The organism is Photorhabdus temperata, from assembly GCF_025384845.1.
Taxonomy (GTDB): Bacteria; Pseudomonadota; Gammaproteobacteria; order Enterobacterales; family Enterobacteriaceae; genus Photorhabdus; species Photorhabdus temperata.
The window spans coordinates 38,440-61,077 of record NZ_JAJAFX010000006.1; the positions used below are offsets into that span (position 1 = coordinate 38,440).

The 22,638-nt window shown below is 43.0% G+C and carries 21 protein-coding genes; 14 read left to right on the forward strand and 7 right to left on the reverse strand.

What is annotated here, in order from left to right:
• Nucleotide 1 precedes the first annotated feature (1 nt).
• From hisA to hisIE, 3 genes are read left to right on the forward strand one after another with little or no spacing between them, the layout of a single operon-like run.
• A complete protein-coding gene (gene hisA, locus LGZ99_RS03475) occupies nt 2-739 on the forward strand; it encodes a 1-(5-phosphoribosyl)-5-[(5-phosphoribosylamino)methylideneamino]imidazole-4-carboxamide isomerase (RefSeq protein ID WP_021326356.1) in 738 nt (245 codons plus the stop codon).
• A complete protein-coding gene (gene hisF, locus LGZ99_RS03480) occupies nt 721-1,497 on the forward strand; it encodes an imidazole glycerol phosphate synthase subunit HisF (RefSeq protein WP_021326355.1) in 777 nt (258 codons plus the stop codon). The genes hisA and hisF overlap by 19 nt, the downstream gene beginning before the upstream one ends.
• Complete coding sequence (gene hisIE / locus LGZ99_RS03485; RefSeq protein WP_036837446.1) at nt 1,491-2,096, forward strand: bifunctional phosphoribosyl-AMP cyclohydrolase/phosphoribosyl-ATP diphosphatase HisIE; 606 nt, start codon at nt 1,491-1,493, stop codon at nt 2,094-2,096. The genes hisF and hisIE overlap by 7 nt, the downstream gene beginning before the upstream one ends.
• A gap of 189 nt (nt 2,097-2,285) precedes the next feature.
• On the opposite strand, the gene yiaY is transcribed toward hisIE, so the two are convergent.
• Nucleotides 2,286-3,437, reverse strand: coding sequence for an L-threonine dehydrogenase (gene yiaY / locus LGZ99_RS03490; protein WP_036837445.1), 1,152 nt, complete (start codon nt 3,435-3,437; stop codon nt 2,286-2,288).
• Between the two features lie 384 nt (nt 3,438-3,821).
• On the opposite strand from yiaY, the gene LGZ99_RS03495 reads away from it, so the two are divergent.
• From LGZ99_RS03495 to LGZ99_RS03505, 3 genes are all read left to right on the forward strand, one after another.
• Nucleotides 3,822-4,313, forward strand: a complete 492-nt coding sequence (locus tag LGZ99_RS03495; protein WP_021326352.1) for a YbaK/prolyl-tRNA synthetase associated domain-containing protein — start codon at nt 3,822-3,824, stop codon at nt 4,311-4,313.
• A 591-nt stretch (nt 4,314-4,904) separates the two neighbouring features.
• Complete coding sequence (locus LGZ99_RS03500) at nt 4,905-5,525, forward strand: beta/gamma crystallin domain-containing protein (protein ID WP_023044201.1); 621 nt, start codon at nt 4,905-4,907, stop codon at nt 5,523-5,525.
• Nucleotides 5,526-5,964: 439 nt separating this feature from the next.
• The gene (locus tag LGZ99_RS03505; RefSeq protein WP_262978859.1) at nt 5,965-6,243 is read left to right on the forward strand and encodes a hypothetical protein; all 279 of its coding nucleotides are present in this window, start codon (nt 5,965-5,967) and stop codon (nt 6,241-6,243) included.
• A 149-nt stretch (nt 6,244-6,392) separates the two neighbouring features.
• On the opposite strand, the gene gndA is transcribed toward LGZ99_RS03505, so the two are convergent.
• Complete coding sequence (gndA, locus tag LGZ99_RS03510; protein WP_036841483.1) at nt 6,393-7,799, reverse strand: NADP-dependent phosphogluconate dehydrogenase; 1,407 nt, start codon at nt 7,797-7,799, stop codon at nt 6,393-6,395.
• A gap of 247 nt (nt 7,800-8,046) precedes the next feature.
• Here gndA and LGZ99_RS03515 point away from each other — a divergent pair, with 247 nt between their 5' ends.
• Nucleotides 8,047-9,618, forward strand: a complete 1,572-nt coding sequence (locus LGZ99_RS03515) for a TerC family protein (protein WP_036841480.1) — start codon at nt 8,047-8,049, stop codon at nt 9,616-9,618.
• A gap of 169 nt (nt 9,619-9,787) precedes the next feature.
• Here LGZ99_RS03515 and tnpA read toward each other — a convergent pair whose 3' ends face one another.
• From tnpA to apbC, 5 genes are all read right to left on the reverse strand, one after another.
• Entirely contained in the window at nt 9,788-10,243 is a 456-nt protein-coding gene (gene tnpA, locus LGZ99_RS03520; protein WP_036841479.1) for an IS200/IS605-like element ISPlu5 family transposase, read from the reverse strand.
• Nucleotides 10,244-10,529: 286 nt separating this feature from the next.
• Nucleotides 10,530-12,371: an outer membrane assembly protein AsmA gene (gene asmA / locus LGZ99_RS03525; protein WP_262978847.1), complete on the reverse strand. Its 1,842-nt coding sequence runs from the start codon at nt 12,369-12,371 to the stop codon at nt 10,530-10,532.
• A gap of 54 nt (nt 12,372-12,425) precedes the next feature.
• On the reverse strand, nt 12,426-13,007 hold the full coding sequence (gene dcd, locus LGZ99_RS03530) for a dCTP deaminase (protein WP_023044205.1): 582 nt from the start codon (nt 13,005-13,007) through the stop codon (nt 12,426-12,428).
• A 55-nt stretch (nt 13,008-13,062) separates the two neighbouring features.
• Nucleotides 13,063-13,704: a uridine kinase gene (gene udk, locus LGZ99_RS03535; RefSeq protein WP_021326448.1), complete on the reverse strand. Its 642-nt coding sequence runs from the start codon at nt 13,702-13,704 to the stop codon at nt 13,063-13,065.
• Between the two features lie 254 nt (nt 13,705-13,958).
• The gene (gene apbC, locus LGZ99_RS03540; RefSeq protein ID WP_036841475.1) at nt 13,959-15,071 is read right to left on the reverse strand and encodes an iron-sulfur cluster carrier protein ApbC; all 1,113 of its coding nucleotides are present in this window, start codon (nt 15,069-15,071) and stop codon (nt 13,959-13,961) included.
• Nucleotides 15,072-15,292: 221 nt separating this feature from the next.
• Here apbC and metG point away from each other — a divergent pair, with 221 nt between their 5' ends.
• The 7 genes from metG to LGZ99_RS03575 all read left to right on the forward strand — a co-directional run bounded on the left by metG (nt 15,293) and on the right by LGZ99_RS03575 (nt 22,635).
• Nucleotides 15,293-17,320, forward strand: a complete 2,028-nt coding sequence (metG, locus tag LGZ99_RS03545; protein ID WP_036841474.1) for a methionine--tRNA ligase — start codon at nt 15,293-15,295, stop codon at nt 17,318-17,320.
• Nucleotides 17,321-17,577: 257 nt separating this feature from the next.
• Nucleotides 17,578-18,006 carry a CidA/LrgA family protein gene (locus LGZ99_RS03550; protein WP_036837443.1) on the forward strand — a complete coding sequence of 143 codons (429 nt, stop codon included), beginning with the start codon at nt 17,578-17,580 and terminating at the stop codon, nt 18,004-18,006.
• Nucleotides 18,007-18,008: 2 nt separating this feature from the next.
• Nucleotides 18,009-18,704 carry a CidB/LrgB family autolysis modulator gene (locus tag LGZ99_RS03555; protein ID WP_021325769.1) on the forward strand — a complete coding sequence of 232 codons (696 nt, stop codon included), beginning with the start codon at nt 18,009-18,011 and terminating at the stop codon, nt 18,702-18,704.
• Nucleotides 18,705-18,844: 140 nt separating this feature from the next.
• Nucleotides 18,845-19,729 (forward strand): cytidine deaminase, encoded by an 885-nt coding sequence (cdd, locus tag LGZ99_RS03560; RefSeq protein WP_036837441.1) that lies wholly within the window; start codon nt 18,845-18,847, stop codon nt 19,727-19,729.
• A gap of 270 nt (nt 19,730-19,999) precedes the next feature.
• The gene (locus tag LGZ99_RS03565; RefSeq protein WP_036837440.1) at nt 20,000-20,296 is read left to right on the forward strand and encodes a type II toxin-antitoxin system RelE/ParE family toxin; all 297 of its coding nucleotides are present in this window, start codon (nt 20,000-20,002) and stop codon (nt 20,294-20,296) included.
• 11 nt (nt 20,297-20,307) lie between these two features.
• Nucleotides 20,308-20,625 carry a HigA family addiction module antitoxin gene (locus LGZ99_RS03570; protein WP_036837438.1) on the forward strand — a complete coding sequence of 106 codons (318 nt, stop codon included), beginning with the start codon at nt 20,308-20,310 and terminating at the stop codon, nt 20,623-20,625.
• Between the two features lie 312 nt (nt 20,626-20,937).
• Nucleotides 20,938-22,635 (forward strand): NAD-dependent malic enzyme, encoded by a 1,698-nt coding sequence (locus LGZ99_RS03575; RefSeq protein ID WP_036837436.1) that lies wholly within the window; start codon nt 20,938-20,940, stop codon nt 22,633-22,635.
• Nucleotides 22,636-22,638: the final 3 nt, after the last annotated feature.

The window sequence follows — 22,638 nt, forward strand, 5'->3', positions numbered from 1 at the left end:
AATGATTATACCGGCACTAGATTTGATTGATGGTCAGGTCGTAAGGTTACATCAGGGAAATTATGATCAACAGCGGGATTATCAATATGATCCTCTGTCCCATTTTCAGCAATATGCTCAACAGGGAGCAAAACTACTCCATCTGGTCGATCTGACTGGAGCTAAAGATCCATCAGCCCGCCAGACTCCTTTACTGCGCAAGTTACTTTCGGCTGTTTCCGTGCCTGTTCAGATTGGTGGCGGCATCCGTACAGAAGAAGATATAAAAACATTGCTTGATGCCGGTGCCAACCGAGTTGTCATTGGCTCCACCGCCATAAAGCAACCGGCATTAGTTATGCAATGGTTTGAACGTTATGGTGCAGAAAACATTGTGCTGGCACTGGATATACGCATCAATGACGCAGGGATGAAACAGGTTGCTATCAATGGCTGGCAGGAGAATTCAGCTGTCACGCTGGAACAGGTTATTGAACAATATCTGCCCTTGGGACTGAAATATGTCCTATGTACCGACATCTCCCGCGATGGTACGCTGAATGGCTCGAACATCGAACTATATCGGGAAATTTGCCAATGCTATCCGCAAATTGCGTTTCAGGCTTCAGGTGGTATTGGCACGTTAAATGATATCGCCTCTCTGCCTGCCAGCGGTGTAACCGGAGTTATTATTGGTCGTGCATTACTCGACGGGAAATTTACACTAACGGAGGCAATTCAATGCTGGCAAAACGCATAATTCCTTGTCTTGATGTTCGTGATGGACAAGTGGTTAAAGGTGTTCAGTTTCGTAACCACGAAATCATCGGCGATATTGTTCCACTGGCTCAACGCTATGCAAAAGAAGGTGCCGACGAACTGGTTTTCTACGATATTACCGCCTCATGTGATGGCCGAGTAGTAGATAAAAGTTGGGTAGCCAGAGTAGCAGAGGTGATTGATATCCCTTTCTGCGTCGCTGGTGGCATTAAAACCGTCGAAGATGCGGGGAAAATCCTCTCATTTGGGGCAGATAAAATCTCCATCAACTCTCCTGCACTTGCTGATCCAACCTTAATTACACGTTTAGCGGATCGCTATGGCGTTCAATGCATCGTCGCAGGAATTGATAGCTGGTTTGATGAGAGTACTGGCTGCTATCAGGTTTATCAATTTACCGGGGATGAAAAACGGACAACAGCGACTCAATGGCAAACCCTGGATTGGGTAAAAGAAGTACAACACCGTGGCGCGGGTGAAATCGTACTGAATATGATGAACCAGGATGGTGTCCGCAATGGCTACGATCTGACGCAACTAAAACAGGTACGCGACGTCTGTCATGTCCCTCTCATTGCCTCCGGTGGCGCCGGGACACCAGAGCACTTCCTTGACGCCTTTAAACAGGCAAACATCGATGGCGCACTAGCCGCATCAGTATTCCATAAACATATTATTAATATTGGTGAATTGAAACAGTACCTTGCACAACAAAACGTGGAGATAAGAACTTGCTGACCGAACAACAAATCGAAAAACTGGATTGGGAAAAAGTCGCTTATATGATGCCGGTTATCGTGCAACATGCGGTATCCGGTGATGTCCTCATGATGGGCTATATGAACAAAGAAGCACTTAATACCACTATCAATTCGGGTAAAGTCACTTTCTTTTCCCGTAGCAAACAGCGTCTGTGGACCAAAGGTGAAAGCTCCGGCCATTTTCTTAATGTGGTCAATATCTATCCTGATTGTGACAATGATGCCCTGTTAGCCCTCGTTGACCCGAACGGCCCCACCTGCCATTTTGGTACAAACAGCTGCTTTGCTCCGGCACAAACTGAGTGGGGGTTTCTCTACCAGCTTGAAAAATTGTTGGCTGGTCGTAAAACAGCAGACCCTGACCACTCATACACCGCAAAATTATATGCCAGCGGTACCAAACGAATCGCTCAGAAAGTCGGTGAAGAAGGTGTAGAAACCGCTTTAGCGGCTACGGTTAATAACAGAGAAGAGCTAACGAATGAAGCGGCAGACCTGATGTATCACCTGATGGTTCTTCTCCAAGACCAAAATCTGGATCTCAGTTGTGTTATTCGCCAACTACGGGAAAGATGAAGTATTACCCAATTAAACATTAGCTGGATACAAAAAAACCACAACTGACCGATTTTACCTTTACCAATGGCGATGGGCTGACCGTTTCCCTTCTGGGTATCTCAATTACCTTATTTTTTAAACAAAGCCATAGAGATACCCAGGAGAAAAAACAGGACATTCCAGCCTGTTATCTATGGATCAACCGGATCACATGGCAGCTTTGAAGATTGCAACAATTTCTTCATGGCTGGCCTGAGCTGGATTAGTCGAACAACAGATATCTTTCAGGGCATTCGTTGCCATCATTGGCAAATCTTCTGGTTTGACATTCAGTTCAGCCAAACCCGCCGGAATGCCAATATCTTTTGACAACTTACGAATTTCAGCAATACACGCCGCCCCCCCTTGCTGATCATTCATGGCTCTTACATCTACCCCCATTGCCGCCGCAACGTCTTTCAAACGATCAGCAGATACTTTGGCGTTGAATTCCTGCACGTGCGGCAATAAAACAGCGTTACATACGCCGTGTGGTAAATCATAGGAACCACCCAATTGGTGAGACATTGCATGAACATATCCAAGCAGTGCACTATTAAATGCCATACCTGCCAAAAATTGCGCATAAGCCATGTTCTCACGGGCTTTTATGTTACTCCCATCTTCTACTGCGTGGCGCAGAGATTGACTAATCAGCGTGATTGCTTTCAACGCACAGGCATCTGTTATTGGATTGGCACCTACAGAAACATAAGATTCAATCGCATGAGTCATAGCATCCATTCCCGTCGCTGCGGTTAAACTTTTCGGCATTCCCACCATCAATTCCGGATCGTTCACGGACAAAACAGGTGTGATATTTTTATCCGTAATAACCATCTTCACGTGGTGCTCCACATCCGTAATGACACAAAAACGCGTCATTTCAGATGCGGTACCCGCAGTAGTATTGATAGAAATTAATGGCAAATGTGGCTTAGATGAACGATCAGTACCTACGTAATCCCGGATATCTCCACCGTTAGCTGCCACTAACATGATGGCCTTTGCGCAATCATGTGGTGAACCACCACCTAAAGAAATAATACAATCGCTGTTATGCTGACGCAGAATATCCAGACCTTCAGAAACGTTAACCGTCGTCGGATTCGGATGTGTACCATCGTAAACCACACTCTCAATACCCACATCTGCCAGCAAAGATTGAACTTTTGCTACTATTCCAATTTCATTTAAAACATGGTCAGTTACAATAAATGCTTGCTTATAACCATAATCTTTCATCGAATTTACCGCTTCAACCAGACAGCCCACACCTATCATATTGACCAATGGCATAAAAAAATTTGTTGTCATCATTAGCAAGTCCTTAATGTTAAAATAGTTTTAATATGAAAATATAAACAATCCTCTTACAACAAATATACCCAATAGATTTCAAGTTGCAGCGCGGCGGCAAGTGAACGCATCCCCAGGAGCATAGATAACGATGTGACTGGGGTAAGTGAACGCAGCCAACAAAGCAGCAACTTGAAAGATGAAGGGTATATAAATAATAGCTCTATTTAAGTCGTATAACTTAAAAAATATAAATATATACCTCGATAGAATCAGATGATATCCATTCAAATGCCAGCTTTATAATCTTTCTGGTTGGTAATATGTCTTAATATAAATATAATAAATTCAATAATTGAAAAAGATCATATATCAATTCATTACATTATTGCTTAGGAGTTTATTTTGTCCTCTAATGAAATATTTAACCGTCTGACTGTGTTACTGGATGATAATCATGCCCGTTATCGGGTGATAAAACATCCAACCGCAGGGCGCTCTGAAGAAGTTGCAAAAATCCGTGGTACACAACTTGGACAAGGAGCTAAAGGATTAGTTTGTCACGTGAAAGGGGAAGGATTCCGTCAATATGTACTTGCTATACTTCCTGCGGATCAACAAGCTGATCTCTTCGCACTGGCAAAACAGCTCGGTGGCACTCGTGCATCCTTGGCAAGTCCTAAAGAAGTTTCTGAACTGACTCAATGTGTGTTCGGTGCTATTCCACCTTTCAGTTTCCATCCGGATCTAAAACTGGTTGCAGACCCTTTATTGTTTGAGCGCTTTGATGAACTTGCCTTTAATGCCGGCAGTCTTGAATGCTCTGTCATTCTCAACACCAAAGATTATCACCGAATTGCACAACCTGAACTGGTGAATTTTCGGCGGACCGAATAAATACAATGACGGAAAATTAAAGTGATAATAGACCGATTGAAGTTGAATAGATGTCATGAATAAATTTCATTGCTAACTTAAGGTAAGCAAATAATTCTCAATTCAATGACGAAAAATTAATTAAATAGTCTATAGGAATAGGCTATTTAAGATAATACTTTAAGCTTTTTCATTTAAAGCAGTAACTATTCCCCCCCGCAAATTCATATCATTAGATAATGATTATCATTATCTTCACATTATATAAACATTAAACAGACAGATATAATTATCAAATACCATGAATATCTAATTATTCACTGTTTAGTCATATACAAAAAGTTATCAATTACATTAGGGGATAATTCCCCACCCAAATAAAGGTATTTCTTGATAGGAATTTCCAATTATTTTAATTTCAGAACCTTTATTTCAATATTTAGCCACAAAATGACATGTCAATTATATTAACGTTATATTGGCAACAATTTAATATATCTGTTCATTATATTTTATTAAATACAAAAACCCCACACTCATTGTATTCTAAATTTGCTTTCAGAAAGAAAGATTACATTTTTCCAAAATAAGTTTTTTAAGGAGTAAAGAAATATGACTGATAAATTAGTTACAGGTGCAACTTTTTTCGATAGAAAATACTATCTAGGAGAAGCGCATCATTATCCAGAAAACGATAGCATTATTCCACTGCCTTACGATCTCAACGATAGATTTCGTTCAGTAAAAATTGGAACGCTATCAAAAGTCTATGCGTGGCGTCATTATAGTAATTGGGAACCAGGCCAACGTTATCGTGAATGGGAATATGATCATCCAGATATTGATAGGGAAATTAAAGGATTATCTAAATTTAAAGTCGCACCAAAGGATACATGCCTGGTTGCATTAAGAATCATTGATGACACCAATTCAGGTATAAGATTCTCCATGTTCACAAATACACATTGCGTAGGCCCAGTTGAAACGACGACTGATGATGATTATGCGCTCGTTGGCATACTCCCATATAATATAGAGTTAGTCACTGCTATTGCGATAAGGAATACCAAAACTGGAGTATATATTAATAACGGATCATTCTATTTTCATCGTGATTCAAATGGTGTTGTTACTATTGATGAGAAGGCTAATTTCCCTAAAAATCTGAGAATAGTCAACGCAGGTAATAACCGTTTTGATATTCATATCATCAGTACCGACTTTTCGTTCTAATCCGGGCATGATGCAATAATAATTAATCCTTGTTTTCAGACAGGCTACGTTCTGAAAATTTAAGTAACACCGTTGCGGCATATCATCATCAACCGCAACGGTGTATTCCAATTGTTTAAGCAGACATTAGACTCAGCCATATCAGCAATAATTAAGCGTTCTATTTCCATTCAGAAAAAATATTTATCTAACGATTACATTATTAATTATCAACAAATCCAGCCATTCTATTATCATATATCTATTTATAGGTATTTTCGTAATATTATTAATGTAAAATAATTCGATAATATTTACTCAAAACACCAAACATGAAAAATATTCATATTAAATGTGAATACTAAAATCATGGTAAAAATCTCACTATAAATGTCAAACTTTCATATTTCAGACAATATGTTTCACTTATTAGTCGAATCCGCCAGTCGAGGTTAACACGATAACTGGTGATAATTATGCTGTCATTGATGAACTATTTATGCAGAAAGAGATAGTCACTTCAATATCCGTAAGAAATACCAACACTGGAGAATATATTGGCAATGGATCATTCTATTTCTCTTATGATGCACATGGCGCTGTAATCATTGATGAAGGTCTCAATTTCCCTGAGAATCTGAGACTGGTTGCAGGAAATAGCCGTTTTAATTTTCACATTATTAGTACTGCCGCCATTTCGTCATTCGGGATTAATGTGACAATCATCACTCTCAAATAAATCATTTTCTGAAAATTAATTTAAGCCACACCGTTGCAGCACACGATCAAAAAACCGCAACGGCGTACCCAGAATTATCGAGGAAGCTAAAACTACATCATACCCAATACAAACGCTTCACTCTTCCAGTCAATCGGTGATAACAGGATCTACTCCATCCATTCAGTGTGAAAAACACCCTCTTTATCAGTACGCTTATAAGTATGGGCACCGAAGTAGTCACGTTGCGCCTGAATCAGATTTGCTGGCAATACGGCTGAACGGTAGCTGTCATAGTAAGAAATAGCGGCGGAAAAAGTGGGAGTTGGAATGCCATTCTGCACACCATAAGAGACGACATCACGCAACGCCTGCTGATATTCATCAGCAATTTTCTTGAAGTAAGGTGCCAGTAACAAGTTAGCAATATCTGCATTTTCGTTATATGCATCAGTAATTTTTTGCAGGAATTGAGCGCGAATGATGCAACCGGCGCGGAAAATTCCAGCAATCTCACCGTAATTCAGGTTCCATTGGTACTCATCAGATGCCGCTTTTAATTGCTGAAAGCCCTGAGCATATGAAACGATTTTACCCAGATAGAGGGCACGGCGCACTTTCTCAATAAATTCAGCTTTACCACCTTTGAATGGCTGTATTTGCGGCCCACTCAACACTTTAGCGGCGGCAACTCGCTGATCTTTCAGAGAAGAAATATAACGAGCAAATACAGATTCAGTGATCAGCGTCAATGGAATACCCAAATCCAAAGAGCTCTGGCTGGTCCACTTACCAGTCCCTTTATTTGCTGCTTCGTCCAAAATCACATCAACCAGATATTGGCCTGCTTCATCTTTCTTACGGAAAATATCAGCCGTGATTTCAATCAAATAGCTGCTCAGTTCACCATTATTCCAATCAGTGAAAATTTCATACAACTCTTCATTGCTCAGATTCAGCGCGTTTTTCAGTAAGGAATAGGATTCAGCTATGAGCTGCATATCACCGTATTCAATCCCATTGTGAACCATTTTCACATAATGACCGGCACCATCCGGGCCAATATATGCCACACAAGGTTCATCTTCAGCTTTAGCCGCGATCTCTTGCAGAATTGGCGCAACCAACTCATACGCCTCTTTCTGACCACCCGGCATGATCGATGGCCCCTTCAATGCACCCTCTTCACCACCGGAAACGCCTGTACCGATAAAATTAAAGCCCTGAGCAGAAAGCTCCCGGTTACGGCGAATAGTATCCTGAAAATAGGTATTACCACCATCAATCAAAATGTCACCTTTATCCAGATGCGGAGTCAGTGAAGCGATAGTTTTATCGGTTGCTTCGCCAGCCTTAACCATAAGCAGAATACGGCGCGGTTTTTCCAGTGAATCGACAAATTCTTCGATAGTGTAACTTGGGACTAATTTTTTCCCTGGATTTTCGGCAATCACTTCGTCAGTTTTATCACTTGAACGATTAAATATAGATACGGAATAACCACGGCTTTCAATATTCAGCGCCAGGTTACGCCCCATCACCGCCATACCGACAACACCAATCTGCTGCTTGGACATGAATAACTCCTGTCTGATGATAATACTTGCACACAAATTATCATTAGTATGCAATTTGTTAATGTGATCACATGTTAACTCAGGATTAGGCTCAGTGGATAGTTATTGGTGCTATCAATACCGCCATAACTTATTTTTTGAAAAAAACTTCCTCAGATGAAAAATCAACTATTGAAATTTGATGAGTCAATGCCCATTATTCATTATTCGGCATAAGCCGTCATATTAAGAAGGTAAAACAAACGGTATGGAATGGATCGCAGATCCGACGATATGGGCTGGACTGGTTACTCTTATCGTTCTAGAAATTGTCCTCGGAATCGACAACTTGGTCTTTATTGCCATTCTGGCAGATAAACTTCCTGAAAAACTAAGAGACAAAGCGCGTATCACAGGGTTGACCTGTGCGCTACTGATGCGTGTCGTGTTGCTTTTTAGTCTCTCCTGGCTGATAACGCTAACTAATCCATTAATTACGCTTTGGGAACATCCATTCAGTGCCCGTGACCTGATTATGCTGGTGGGTGGCCTTTTCTTGCTATTCAAAGCGACTATGGAGCTAAACGAACGACTGGAAGGCAAAGATGCACACTCAGGGCAACAACGCAAAACGTCTAAATTTTGGACGGTTGTCGCGCAGATCATTGTCCTTGATGCCGTATTCTCTCTGGACTCAGTAATTACAGCTGTCGGTATGGTTGATAATATCGGTATCATGATCGCAGCGGTAACCATCGCGATGTTCCTGATGATACTAGCAAGTAAGCCGTTAACAACCTTTGTCAATGCTCATCCAACCATCGTTATTCTCTGTCTGAGCTTCTTGCTGATGATCGGTTTCAGTCTGGTTGCTGAAGGTTTTGGTTATCACATACCAAAAGGTTACTTGTACGCCGCTATCGGCTTCTCAATTATGATTGAGTCCCTGAACCAGTTCGCTCAATTTAACCGCCGCAGATTTCTTACTGCTTCCCGCTCACTGCGTGAAAGAACAGCGGAGGCGGTTTTGCGTATCCTCAGTGGTAAACATGAAAAGGCAGAATTGGATAACCATACATCTAATCTGATTTCTGATAATCAGGAAGTGTTTGATCCACAGGAACGCCAGATGATTGCCAGGGTTCTGGGCATGGCGCAGCGTAACGTCAACAGTATCATGACCTCACGCCACGACGTGGAGTACCTTGACATCAATGCACCAGCAGAAAATCTGACACAAATACTGAGTAAAAACCCTCACACACGTATTGTCGTGACAGATGAAAATGTCAGTGACGAACCATTAGGTGTTGTCCATGTCATTGATTTACTGAATCAACAACTCAACCAGCAACCTTTTGATTTGCATTCGTTGATAAAACAACCGCTGATTTTCCCTGAGCAACTTTCCCTGCTTCAGGCATTAGAGCAGTTCCGCCAGGCACAGACTCACTTTGCGTTTGTCGTCGATGAATTTGGTTCTGTGGAAGGTGTCGTTACTCTGACCGATGTCATGGAAACTATCGCGGGTAATCTGCCGGTAGATGGCGAAGAAACTGATGCCCGTCATGATATTCAAACGACTGAAAATGGCTGCTGGATTGCCAATGGTTATATGCCGCTGGATGATTTGATCCTTTATGTTCCTTTGCAACTCGATGAGAAGCGTGAATATCAAACCTTAGCAGGCTTATTGATGGAGCATTCACAACATATTCCACAACAAGGTGAGCAATTGCAGATTGATAATTATCTGTTTGAACCATTGGAAGTCACTAGTCACCGAATTAATAAGGTAAAAATTACGCCATTGGTTTCAGAGGAAGAAGATAAAGAATAACCCGGTGCTATTTCACCAGCATCACCAAATTCTTATTTTCCTCCGGGAATAAAATCATAACCACCCGCATAGCGGGTGGTTTGCTCTAGCCCTATAAGGGCATATTACCGACTGCGCCTAAATGACGCCCTTTCTCTTCGTTCAAGCTAAGTGTCTTTGCTTCTTTGGCTTACCCCTTGAAGGGGTCTTCATGCTCTCGTGTACTTAACTTATCCTGCATTAAATCTGACTTTTCTTGCTCTCTGATGTATTTTCGGATTGTGGCTTCATTTAGCCCTACCGTACTCACGTAGTATCCTTCTGACCAAAACTTCCTATTGCCAAACTTGTATTTTAAATTGGCGTGCTTATCAAATATCATCAATGCGCTTTTACCTTTTAGATATCCCATAAAACTTGAAACACTTATTTTAGGTGGGATACTCACCAGTATATGGACGTGATCTGGCATGAGATGCCCTTCGATGATTTCTACTCCTTTATACTTACAAAGGTCTCGTAAAATCTCACCTATACTCGAACGGATACGGGTAAAAATGACTTTTCGTCTGTATTTCGGCGAAAAGACGATGGGGTATTTGCACAGCCACTTTGTATGTGCTGAGCTTTGTGCTTTAATTCCCATAAACACCTTTCCTTATTTGAGTTACGTATATTAGCTTGAACATCTATATCGTAACGGAAAGGTGTTTTTCTTGGTATAACCCTTGATTTCCACCCGCATAGCGGGGGGTTTTATGTTTAAGAAGCTGACGCTACTTAAACTGGCTAAAGCCATAATAAAAGCCCAGTCAGTTCTGATGAACTGTACCGGGGCGTTGAGTCCCCTGACGGCATTCATTATAACTTCGCAGTTTAACCCAGCAAACTTCAATGGTTCAACAAAGCGCTCCGGATGCACCAGAGCGTTTCTATTGTTCTTTATTGCTATTACGTTCAACCCAATCATTGATAGCCTGCTTTGCTTTGTTCTCCAGCTGATTACGCAGCAATTGCTCAATATCAAGGTTGTATTTCAGATTGCTCCAATTACCATAAACCCGCAGTGGTACTTTCAGTTTGCGCAAACGGCGCACCCATTCATCATCTGCATCCCACCCTTGTGTTACCTGCACTTTTAAGGCGACATCAACATCTTGTTTAAGCAGGTTGGCCTCACCCTGGCCGTCAATATTTAGCAACTCAGATACGGCATGAAGCTGACTGATTTTTACATCACCCCGATTAAGTACTGCTTTAATATCAAGCCTTTCGGCACGGGTAAAGTTATCCATATCATTAGGGATATTCACTTTATTCGTTGCACGGGCAACGGACTGCTGGATCAATTGGGAGATATTCAATCCATGCATTTTGGCATTAACTAAACTGAAATTAAGATCACCATGCCAAATATGCGAAATAGCATAACCATCATATCCTTTACCAAAAAGATCGCCATTCAGATTGAATTTACCACTAAATGCCTGTGGTAAAGAAAATGCTTTGAGTACTGGTTCCAGTTCTATATCTTGCAGTAAAGGTTTGGTATGTAATTTAAGTTGATTGCCTGTTGCATCCAGAATGGTTGGAAGGGAGAAATGACCATCGAATAATTTCCCACTCAGAACAGAAATTTCGGTAATACCCTCATTATTCGCGGCTTTAAATATCAGGTCATCGATTTCCATTCCCCGATAAATAAATTTGTTCGCATTAACAGTAACACCGGCATTAAAATCATTCAAAAATGCAGCGCTATAATCAGGCTGCGCTGGGCTCGAAACCGCGATCACCGGTTTAGCTGAACTATTCTCTATCCGGTAATGACGTTTAGCTTCTGAACTATCTTCAAGAAGCAAATCCCATCCCACCAGATTATCCAAATTCAATTTTTGGGAAGATAAATTTATCTGATAATCAGGGTGAGCACCCAATATTGCCTTTATACTGCCATGCAGCTCACTCTCATTAGCCGTGAAATCCAATGCCTGTAGAGAGATTGTTTGTGGTTCATCTGCCGTTTTTTCCTGATAAACAGCATTCACTTTTCCCGAACCACTAATCCCCCCCGTGGGTATACCTACCCCCTGAAGCTGATAATCGAAAGAATCAATATTACCGGCAACACGATATGGATAACCAGCAATGTCTACATTTGCATTAAGATTAAAAGCCAGCTCTTGCTGATTCTTACTGACCTTACTGCTCAATTCCACACTGATATGGTTTTGATCACCCCGTTTCATTAGCAGATTAATATCGCGGACATTCAACTGAACGTGATCATCGCTTTGCCAGATAAGTAAACTGTCAGCGACTTTAATTCTGGCAATATCAAGTTTCCAGCGTTCCCCTTTAGCGACAGGATTTGCTGTATTTCCTTTCGGTGCAACAGGGGCATTCTCTTTTTCCTGAACTTTGCTTTCCGGGGTTAATCGCAACACCGCCCCTTTTAACATCACCTCTTTAACTGCAAGCTGGTGGGAAAGCAGTGGCCACAACTCCACATCCAAGCGCATATTTTCTGCCGTCACTGCCGGCTGCGCCGCTCCCGGTGCAGTCAATGACATGCGCCCGGTAATAATGCTGAGTTTTGGCCAGACATGCCAGCGCATACCGTCTTGCAGAACAAGCTGATAGCCACTCTTCTTTTGCACCTGCTTAACCATATAAGCACGAAAGTCATTCGGGTTCACTAACATGACTAATGCCGCTAAACCGGTAATAATCACGACCAGCAAAATAACCAGTGTCGTCAGTAATCTTTTCATGACTTCCTCAGCTTTATTAAAACGGTAAATGCGACTCAGTAACCGATAAAAACATTAATCTTCATCAATACGGCTACCCACCGCACCTTGCTGATTTTTATATTTTGCATCCTGACGACGATTATATGGACGATCAGCCGGGCCAGATAACGGTTCAAAACTCAACGCACCGATCACCATACCCGGACGCAGCGCCAGAGGCAATTTACCCGAATTATAGAATTCGAGAACAACCTGACCATGCCAGCCCGGATCGATGCGGTGCGCCGTCACATGCACCATCAATCCAAGACGGGCAAGAGAAGAACGTCCATCAAGCCAGCCCACCAAATCATCAGGCAATGTGACGGATTCCAGAGTGACAGCCAGTGCCAACTCTCCGGGGTGGAGGAAAAAAACCTCATCGTCAGGCAGGATAATTTCATCGCTCATCACGCGATCAAGGGCAGCGCTCACTTCATCTTTTGGGCCACTCAAATCAATATACGCGGCAGTATGACCACGGAAAACACGAAACTGATTTCCAAGGCGCACATCAGCCGTTGCCCCGTTAATTCGTTCAATCGGCGGACGCGGAGAAATGACCAATTTACCTTCATCAAGCCATTTAATAATGTCACGGTCACAGAGTCGCATTCTTTTCCCTCTCAAATACGATGATGCTTATCAATGCCTGACAAGCAAAGTTTTATTATTCGCAGAACTGACCAATTTTGGCTTTCAGCACATCAATCGCTACGCGGTTTTTACCCCCGCGCGGCACAATAATATCTGCATATTGTTTTGATGGCTCAATAAATTGCAGAAACATTGGACGTACAGTTTTATGATATTGCTCAATCACAGAATCCAGAGAACGTCCCCGTTCATTAACATCCCGTTTAATACGACGCATAAGGCAAATATCCAACGGGGTATCAATGAAAATAGAGAAGTCCATCTCCTGGCGCAAGCGCTTATCCGTCAATAGTAGAATACCTTCCAGAATAATAACTCTTTTCGGTGCAAAATGAATCGCTTCTGACTTGCGGGTGTGAACGACATAATCATACTGTGGTAATTCAATTGATTTACCGGCTTTCAGATCTTGCAGGTGAGAAAAGAGCAGACTGTGATCCATGGAACTTGGATGGTCATAATTGGTCTTATAACGCTCTTCCATTGACAGATCGCTTTGGTCTTTATAGTAACAATCTTCCGGGATAATACCGATGTTGTGATCACCAACCTGAGCGCGTAATTCACGGTAAAGTGTATTCGCAATGAGACTTTTACCTGAGGCAGATGCACCAGAAATTCCTACAATTGTGCACTGATGTGCTTCGTCAGCCATAATAGAGATTAACCTGATTCTAGAAAAAATGGGGAACAAAGCACCTAAGAGTGCTAAGTCGGGCGAGATTATAGGGAGTTAATGATATCTGTTCCAGTGTAAACAAGATTAAGTCTCATTTTTTTCGAAGCGTTTCGCATAAAAACCATGCAACAGAGATGAATCTGAAAAGAATTCTTTCTTCGATACGCAAAAAACGGGTAATGAAAATATCATGACCCGTTACGACTAATCGAATATGGCAAATATGGGTATTAAACAGCGCGAAATGAGATCTCGGTCGGTATCTTCTCACCCTGCCAGTACATCTGTGCAGAAATATTTGCCGCAATTTCCCGGTAAATATCCGTGAATTCACTATCAGGATTGCTGATAACAGTAGGCTCTCCACGGTCAAGATCTTCACGTAGCGAAATATGCAGAGGAACTTGTCCCAACAGTTTGCAATGATATTTAGCGGCCAGTTTTTCTGCCCCGCTGGTACCAAAAATAGGCTCCAGATGACCACAGTTGCCGCAAATATGCGCACTCATGTTTTCAACGATTCCCAGTACAGGAACTTTCACTTTTTGGAACATGACAATGCCTTTCATCGCATCAATTAAGGCGATATCCTGAGGCGTTGTCACCACCAGCGCCCCCGTGACCGGGATGTTTTGCGACAACGTAAGCTGAATATCACCGGTCCCCGGTGGCATATCAATAACCAGATAATCAAGATCCGGCCATAATGTATCCTGTAGCATCTGCATCAATGCCTTGCTGGCCATCGGGCCACGCCATACCATGGCATTGTCATCCGTCACCAGATAACCAATAGAGTTAGTGGCAAGGCCATGAGTCATAATAGGCGCCATATGCTGCCCATCCGGGGAAGTTGGGCGTTCTTTGGTGGTTCCCAACATGCTCGGAACCGAAGGACCGTAGATATCCGCATCCAGAATACCGACTTTGGCCCCTTCCTGAGCCAACGCCAATGCCAGGTTTACCGCAGTGCTGGATTTACCCACGCCACCTTTACCTGAGCTGACAGCCAAAATATTACGGACACCATTAATTCCCGGCAAATCGTTAGCGCGGCGTAATGTGCTGATATCATGGTTCAATTTCCACGCAACAGATTTTGCCCCGGTCACTGACTGCAATTTTTGCGTTGTCGCCTCTTTCAGCGCTTCAAAACCACGCTGCCAGACAAATGGCATTATCAATTCAATGTGCAGAACCTCATCAAGCATCGTACAGTGATGCAGCGCTTTCAGAGCTGTCAGATCGCGTTCCAGTGTCAGGTGTGTAAAGGTAGCAAGTATTTTTGCTACCTGAGATTTCAGCAGGTCAGGGTTGGTCTGCTCGGGGGATTTTGCGCTCATCCCGGCTCCTTTGATTGTCATGATTAACTATAAAGCCATCCTTTCATCATAACAGAACCCAATGAGTTCGGATAAGGTCAGCAACAAAAACCCACTTCTCACTCACTGATTCAATTTTTATCCAATAAAACCCGCGAAGATCAAGAGTTACCCTAGCGACAATTTTTTTGATCAGGTAACATCAAACTCCCTTTTCATTTATTGGAAGTCAGATCCTTACTATGTCTCAAGTCGCAAAAAAATTATTGGTGACGTGTGCGTTGCCATATGCTAACGGTCCAATCCATCTTGGTCACATGCTGGAACATATCCAGGCAGATATTTGGGTCCGTTTTCAGCGAATGCGCGGCAAAGAGGTTCACTTTATCTGCGCCGATGACGCTCACGGAACACCAATCATGCTGAAAGCACAGCAAATGGGTATTGCTCCCGAAGAGATGATCGCCGCCGTGAATCAGGAGCATCATCAGGATTTTACTGGCTTTTCAATCAGCTATGATAACTATCACTCTACACACAGCAGAGAGAACCAGGAATTATCAACTGAAATCTATCTGGCGCTGAAAAAGAACGGCCACATTAAGAACCGCACTATTTCTCAGTTATACGATCCTGAGAAAGGGATGTTTCTGCCTGATCGCTTTGTAAAAGGCGCCTGCCCGAAATGCAAGGCAGAAGATCAATATGGCGATAACTGTGAAGTTTGTGGTTCAACTTACAGCCCAACAGAACTGATTAACCCACGTTCTGCTGTCTCCGGCGCAACGCCAGAAATGCGTGAGTCAGAGCACTTTTTCTTCGATCTACCTGCATTCAGTGACATGTTACAAGCATGGACCCGTTCCGGCGCATTACAGGAACAGGTTGCTAACAAGATGCAGGAATGGTTTGAATCCGGCTTACAGCAGTGGGATATCACCCGTGATGCACCTTATTTTGGTTTCGAAATTCCTGATGCACCGGGCAAATATTTCTATGTCTGGCTGGATGCGCCTATTGGCTATATGGGTTCTTTCCAAAACCTGTGTGACAAACGCGGCAATCTGAGCTTTGATGAGTTCTGGGCAAAAGATTCCACCGCCGATCTTTATCACTTTATTGGTAAAGACATTGTCTATTTCCACAGCTTGTTCTGGCCTGCCATGCTGGAAGGCAGCGGTTACCGCAAACCAACAAATCTGTTTGTTCACGGCTACGTCACCGTCAACGGCACGAAAATGTCCAAATCCCGCGGTACGTTTATCAAAGCCGGCACTTATCTGGATTATCTGGATGCAGACTGCCTACGTTATTACTATGCGGCCAAACTCTCTTCCCGTATTGATGATATCGACCTGAACCTGGAAGATTTTGTTCAGCGTGTTAACAGCGATATCGTTAATAAAGTTGTTAACCTGGCTTCCCGTAACGCGGGTTTCATCAATAAACGCTTTAGTGGCAAGCTGGCGGATAAACTGGCTGATCCGGCGCTTTACCAGAAGTTTATTGATGGCGCGAAAGTGATTGAAGAAGAGTTCAACAATCGCGAATTCAGTAAAGCAATCCGTGAAATCATGGCATTGGCTGATTTGGCAAACCGTTATGTGGATGAGCAAGCTCCGTGGGTTGTGGCAAAAGAAGAAGGCCGTGATGCGGATCTTCAAGCTATCTGTTCAATGGGCATTAACCTGTTCCGCGTTCTGATGACTTTCCTGAAACCGGTTTTGCCAAGTCTGGCAGAACGCGCAGAAGCTTTCCTGAATACAGAACTGACCTGGAATGGCATTGAACAACCTCTGCTGGATCATCAGGTTTCCACCTTTAAGGCCCTGTTTAACCGCATTGATATGGATAAAGTCGATGCGATGGTTACTGCGTCTAAAGAAAGCATCAGTGCACCACAAAAAGTCAGCGGTCCACTGGCAGAAGATCCGATTCAGGATACAATCACTTTTGATGATTTCGCCAAAGTTGATATGCGCGTCGCCCTTATCAAACAGGCTGATTTTGTAGAAGGCTCAGATAAGCTGCTGAAGCTGACGCTGGATCTTGGTGGTGAAACCCGCCAAGTGTTTTCCGGTATCCGCTCCAGCTACCCTGATCCAAAAGCACTGGATGGCCGTTTAACTATAATGGTTGCTAACCTGGCTCCGCGTAAAATGCGCTTCGGTATTTCTGAAGGAATGGTGATGGCTGCTGGGCCTGGCGGAAAAGATATCTTCCTGCTCAGTCCTGACAGTGGCGCACAACCGGGTATGCAGGTTAAATAACAGTCAATTTATTGCCAATATACCCAATAGATTTCAAGTTGCAGCGCGGCGGCAAGTGAACGCATCCCCAGGAGCATAGATAACGATGTGACTGGGGTAAGTGAACGCAGCCAACAAAGCAGCAACTTGAAAGATGAAGGGTATATATCTTACAAGCGGGGATCAACAATGGTCCCCGCTTTTTTTGAATGTGATCTATGGCACATTCCCAGGGTTAATTGTATGATGAATTCCTCACTGGAATTAGGAATTTTGTTATGTCGTTTCGTGAAGTACTGATTATAGGTTGGCAGTACCTGCGAGCATTTGTACTGATTTATCTATGTTTGTTGGCAGGCAATGCCATCTCTGCTCTGTTACCCATCGCAGTCCCCGGCAGCATTATCGGTATGTTGATATTGTTTGTCTTATTGGCTTTCCAATTGATCCCTGCCCACTGGGCAAAACCAGGTTGCAGTCTGTTACTGAGAAATATGACCCTGCTGTTTCTGCCTATTGGTGTAGGCGTTATGAATTATTACGATCAACTCAGCCAACAGATATTACCGATTGTCCTCTCATGCCTGATCAGCACCGCAATGGTTATGATTATTGTTGCTTACAGTTCCCATTATGTTCACCGCGAACGTTCAATTATTGGCTCTGTATCAGAAGTTAAGACTAAACAAGAAAAACAAGAGAAATAAGTATGTTAAGTCACATTTGGTGGTCACTGCCATTAACATTGATTGTATTCTACGCCGCCAGAAAACTTTCACTAAGATTCAGAATTCCTATTCTGAATCCCTTATTGGTTTCTATCGCTGTACTGATTCCAATATTGTTAATAACCAATACCCCTTATGAGCACTATTTCGCCGGCAGCCGAATTCTTAATGATCTGCTCCAGCCCGCCGTGGTTGCGCTGGCATTTCCTTTATATGAACAGTTGCACCAGATCCGCTCCCAATGGAAGTCCATTATCAGTGTCTGTTTTATCGGCAGTATTGTCGCTATGGTTACAGGTACAGCTATTGCATTGTGGATGGGCGCAACACCTGAAATGGCCGCCTCGATACTGCCTAAATCAGTCACTACGCCGATCGCAATGGCAGTAGCAGATGCAATCGGTGGTATTCCGGCAATCAGTGCCGCTTGCGTCATTTTTGTCGGTATTCTTGGGGCAATATTTGGTCATAGCCTGTTCGATCTCTTGCAAGTGAAAACCAAAGCATCGCGTGGTTTGGCAATGGGAACGGCATCACATGCTTTAGGCACCGCCCGTTGTACAGAAGTCAATTTTGTTGAAGGCGCATACAGTTCATTAGCATTGATGACCTGCGGTATCATTACTTCACTGACTGCCCCTTTTATATTCCCAGTGCTGCTATATCTATTTAGTTAATTACCCGTTGAAAAATTTGATACAAATCTCTCAATTACCAACTTTAATTACATAATTTTCATTATTTTTGTGATGCTTGTCACATTAAAAATCTAATCAGAGCATCTAGAATGATCTTAAGTTAATTTGGAGATCATTCTATGCAAGCTCGCTTTCGCTCTATCTGGGCACAATTGCCATCTAAACTACAGGGCGCACTTTTGCCTTATGCAGGAAACGACAACTTTCCTGCCATGTTGACGGCTGAACAAGCTGAATCGGTCAAGAAAACCTGTGGCTTTGACGATAACACATTGGCTATCGCCCTGCTGCCACTTGCAGCGGCATGTTCCCTGGCTCCGATATCACATTTTAATGTCGGCGCAATTGCCCGTGGCGAAAGCGGAAATCTCTACTTCGGCACAAATATGGAATTTACCAATGTGCCATTACAGCAAACTATTCATGCGGAACAATGTGCTATTACTCACGCCTGGTTACGCGGCGAGAAAAAACTGGTATCTATCACGGTTAATTACTCTCCATGCGGTCACTGCCGCCAGTTTATGAATGAACTTAATAGTGACACACAATTAGAGATCCACTTGCCAAAACAGGCACCTTCAACATTAGGTCACTATTTACCAGACGCTTTCGGTCCAAACGATTTGGGTATCACTACTCTGTTGATGGACCCGGTTAATCATGGTTATAAACTAGAAACCACTGATAAACTTGTACTAACCGCACTAGATGCGGCAAACCGAAGCCACGCTCCATACAGCAATTCATACAGTGGTATAGCACTGCTGGGAAAAGATGGAAAAATCTATCCTGGGCGTTATGCAGAAAATGCCGCATTTAACCCAAGTTTACCCCCGTTGCAAGCTGCCCTGATCCTGATGAATATTTCTGGTGGTGATTGTCTGTCTATCGAAAGAGCGGTATTAGTTGAGAGAAAAAACAGCGACTTGTCCCAACAAAGTGCAACTCAATCCACACTTGCTGCACTAGGCTGTAGTAAATTTGAGTATCATACGTTCTGAATTCAGAGAAAAATGCGCTTTTCCCTCCATTCAGATCATAGGTATCTCAATATCGTTGAACCGACCTCAAAACATCTGAAGCTAATCAGGTCAATTCCCCAACTGGATATTCTGGCAACAATTGAAGGGTATTCAGCAGGATTGATAAGCCTGTAACGTATGGTTATAGATCATGTTTATTTTCGGAGCTTTATGCTCCAAAATGGTTTCATAATGTTCCATTTTGGTGTAGTGTGATGCTTATCAAAGGATACAGTCACAGGTGTGCCAATGATTGGAAGTTTTAAGGATGGAGAAAATGGCTCACTATGTCGATTTTACCTCTATAACAAAAGAAGTAGGGAATTCCCGACCAGTATTGAGGGGCAATTACGACGCAAACTCAGTATGTTGGAGGCAGCCAGCACAGAAAGGTCTTTATTCCAACCTCGCAGTAATAATTACGAGCGATTGGCCAGTAACTTGGAAGGTTGGTCAAGTATACGGGTAAATATCCAGTGGCGGCTCATTTTTCGCTGGCGTGATGGTGCCGCATATGATGTTTATCTCGATCCGCACAAATATTAATGGGGGACACTATGGATACTATTACGGCAGAACCGACTACCGTTGGTGAGATGCTTAACGAAGAATTTTTAAAGCCGATGAATATTACTCAGCAGCAATTGGCTGACGCTATGAGCGTATCACGTAAAGTTATCGGCCAAATTGTCAATAATTCTCGTCGCTTAAGTGTCGAAGAAGCGAGCATGTTAGCAGCACTTTTTGAAGTTGACGATGATTTCTGGATCAACCTACAGGCAGCACATGATCGCTGGAAAGCGCGAAATCTGATCGCTACCCATCATTACAAACCTATTAATTTCATCCTTGCAGCGGGAAAGCCTGCTGGTTAGCATCCTCAACCGTGCGTATACGAAATTGGTATCGACGGCTTTGCCGGGCATCACGCCCGGCGATAGGAAGTCAAATGCACACGAAATATTAACGCCCCTTTTTATGAAAATTATGTAGATATCTATAACCTGGATGGAGGATTTTCTCCTAAAAAAATAATTAACGTAACATTTTATTAGCTAAATCTGGATGTTATCTCTCATTTTTACTCATAATACCTCTAATTAAGTAACATTTGCTGTACATATTTTTCCTATCTCTTAGGATCTATAGCTGACCTTGTTATCCATTTAGTTCAAAGAGTAAGATTCATGGAACTGGAACACGAAAGTAAACGTCCATTATATATTCCCTATTCGGGCCCCATCCTGTTGGAATTTCCCCTGCTAAATAAAGGCAGTGCCTTTACTGAAGCAGAACGCGGCAACTTTAACCTCCATGGCTTATTGCCGGAAACGGTTGAAACCATCGAAGAACAAGCTGAACGCGCCTATCGGCAGTATCTTGATTTCAAAAATGATGCAGATAAACACATTTATCTGCGAAATATTCAAGACACTAACGAAACTCTGTTCTACCGCCTGCTGGATGCACATTTGAGCGAAATGATGCCAATCATTTATACCCCAACGGTTGGTGAAGCTTGTGAACATTTTTCTGATATTTACCGCCGCGCCCGTGGCTTGTTCATCTCATATCCAAATAAAACGCATATTGATGACATGCTGCAAAATGCGACTAAACAAAATGTAAAAGTTATCGTTGTCACCGATGGTGAACGTATTCTTGGTCTGGGTGACCAAGGTATCGGCGGTATGGGTATTCCTATTGGTAAACTTTCCCTGTATACCGCCTGTGGAGGTATCAGCCCGGCTTATACACTGCCGGTAGTCCTGGATGTGGGAACGAACAACCCCCAGCGCCTGAATGACCCGTTATATATGGGCTGGCGCCATCCGCGTATTACCGGTGCAGAATATGATGAATTTGTTGATGAATTTATTCAGGCTGTTAAGCGCCGCTGGCCAAATGTACTGCTACAGTTTGAAGATTTCGCGCAAAAAAATGCCATGCCCCTGCTTGACCGCTATCGCCATGAGATTTGTTGCTTTAATGATGACATTCAGGGAACCGCCGCTGTTACACTCGGTAGCCTGATTGCAGCCAGCCGCGCTGCCGGTCGTCAATTAAAAGATCAAACTGTCACTTTCCTGGGGGCAGGTTCCGCTGGTTGCGGGATCGCAGAGCAGATTGTCGCCCAAATGAAATCTGAAGGTTTAAGTGAAGAACAAGCTCGCGCCCGTATTTTCATGGTTGATCGTTTCGGTTTACTGACAGATAAACTGCCAAATTTATTGGATTTCCAGAATAAACTGGTGCAAAAAAGCGACTCCTTGGCTGAATGGGATGTGAACAGCGATTCTATCTCTCTACTTGACGTTGTTCGTAATGCTAAACCTACGGTATTAATTGGCGTTTCAGGTCAAGCAGGTCTGTTTACAGAAGAGATCATCCGTGAGATGCATAAACACTGTGAACGTCCAATCGTTATGCCATTATCCAACCCAACTTCCCGTGTTGAAGCCCGTCCTGAAGATATTATTAACTGGACTAATGGCGCTGCTCTGGTTGCAACAGGTAGCCCATTCAATCCGGTAAAATACAAAGATCAAGAGTACCCAATCGCTCAATGTAACAACTCCTATATTTTCCCTGGAATTGGCTTAGGTGTTATTGCCTCCGGGGCCAAACTCGTCACTGACGGCATGTTGATGACGGCAAGCCGGACATTAGCTGATTGTTCACCACTAGCTAAACAGGGTACAGGCCCGTTACTGCCACTTATTGATGATATTCAGGAAGTTTCTCGCAAAATTGCGAAACAAGTTGCAAAAGAAGCGCAAAGACAAGGTGTTGCAACTGTCACGTCAGACGGTGCGTTGGATGAAGCGATTGAACGTAACTTCTGGAAACCGGAATATCGCGTATATAAACGTACTTCATTGTGATGG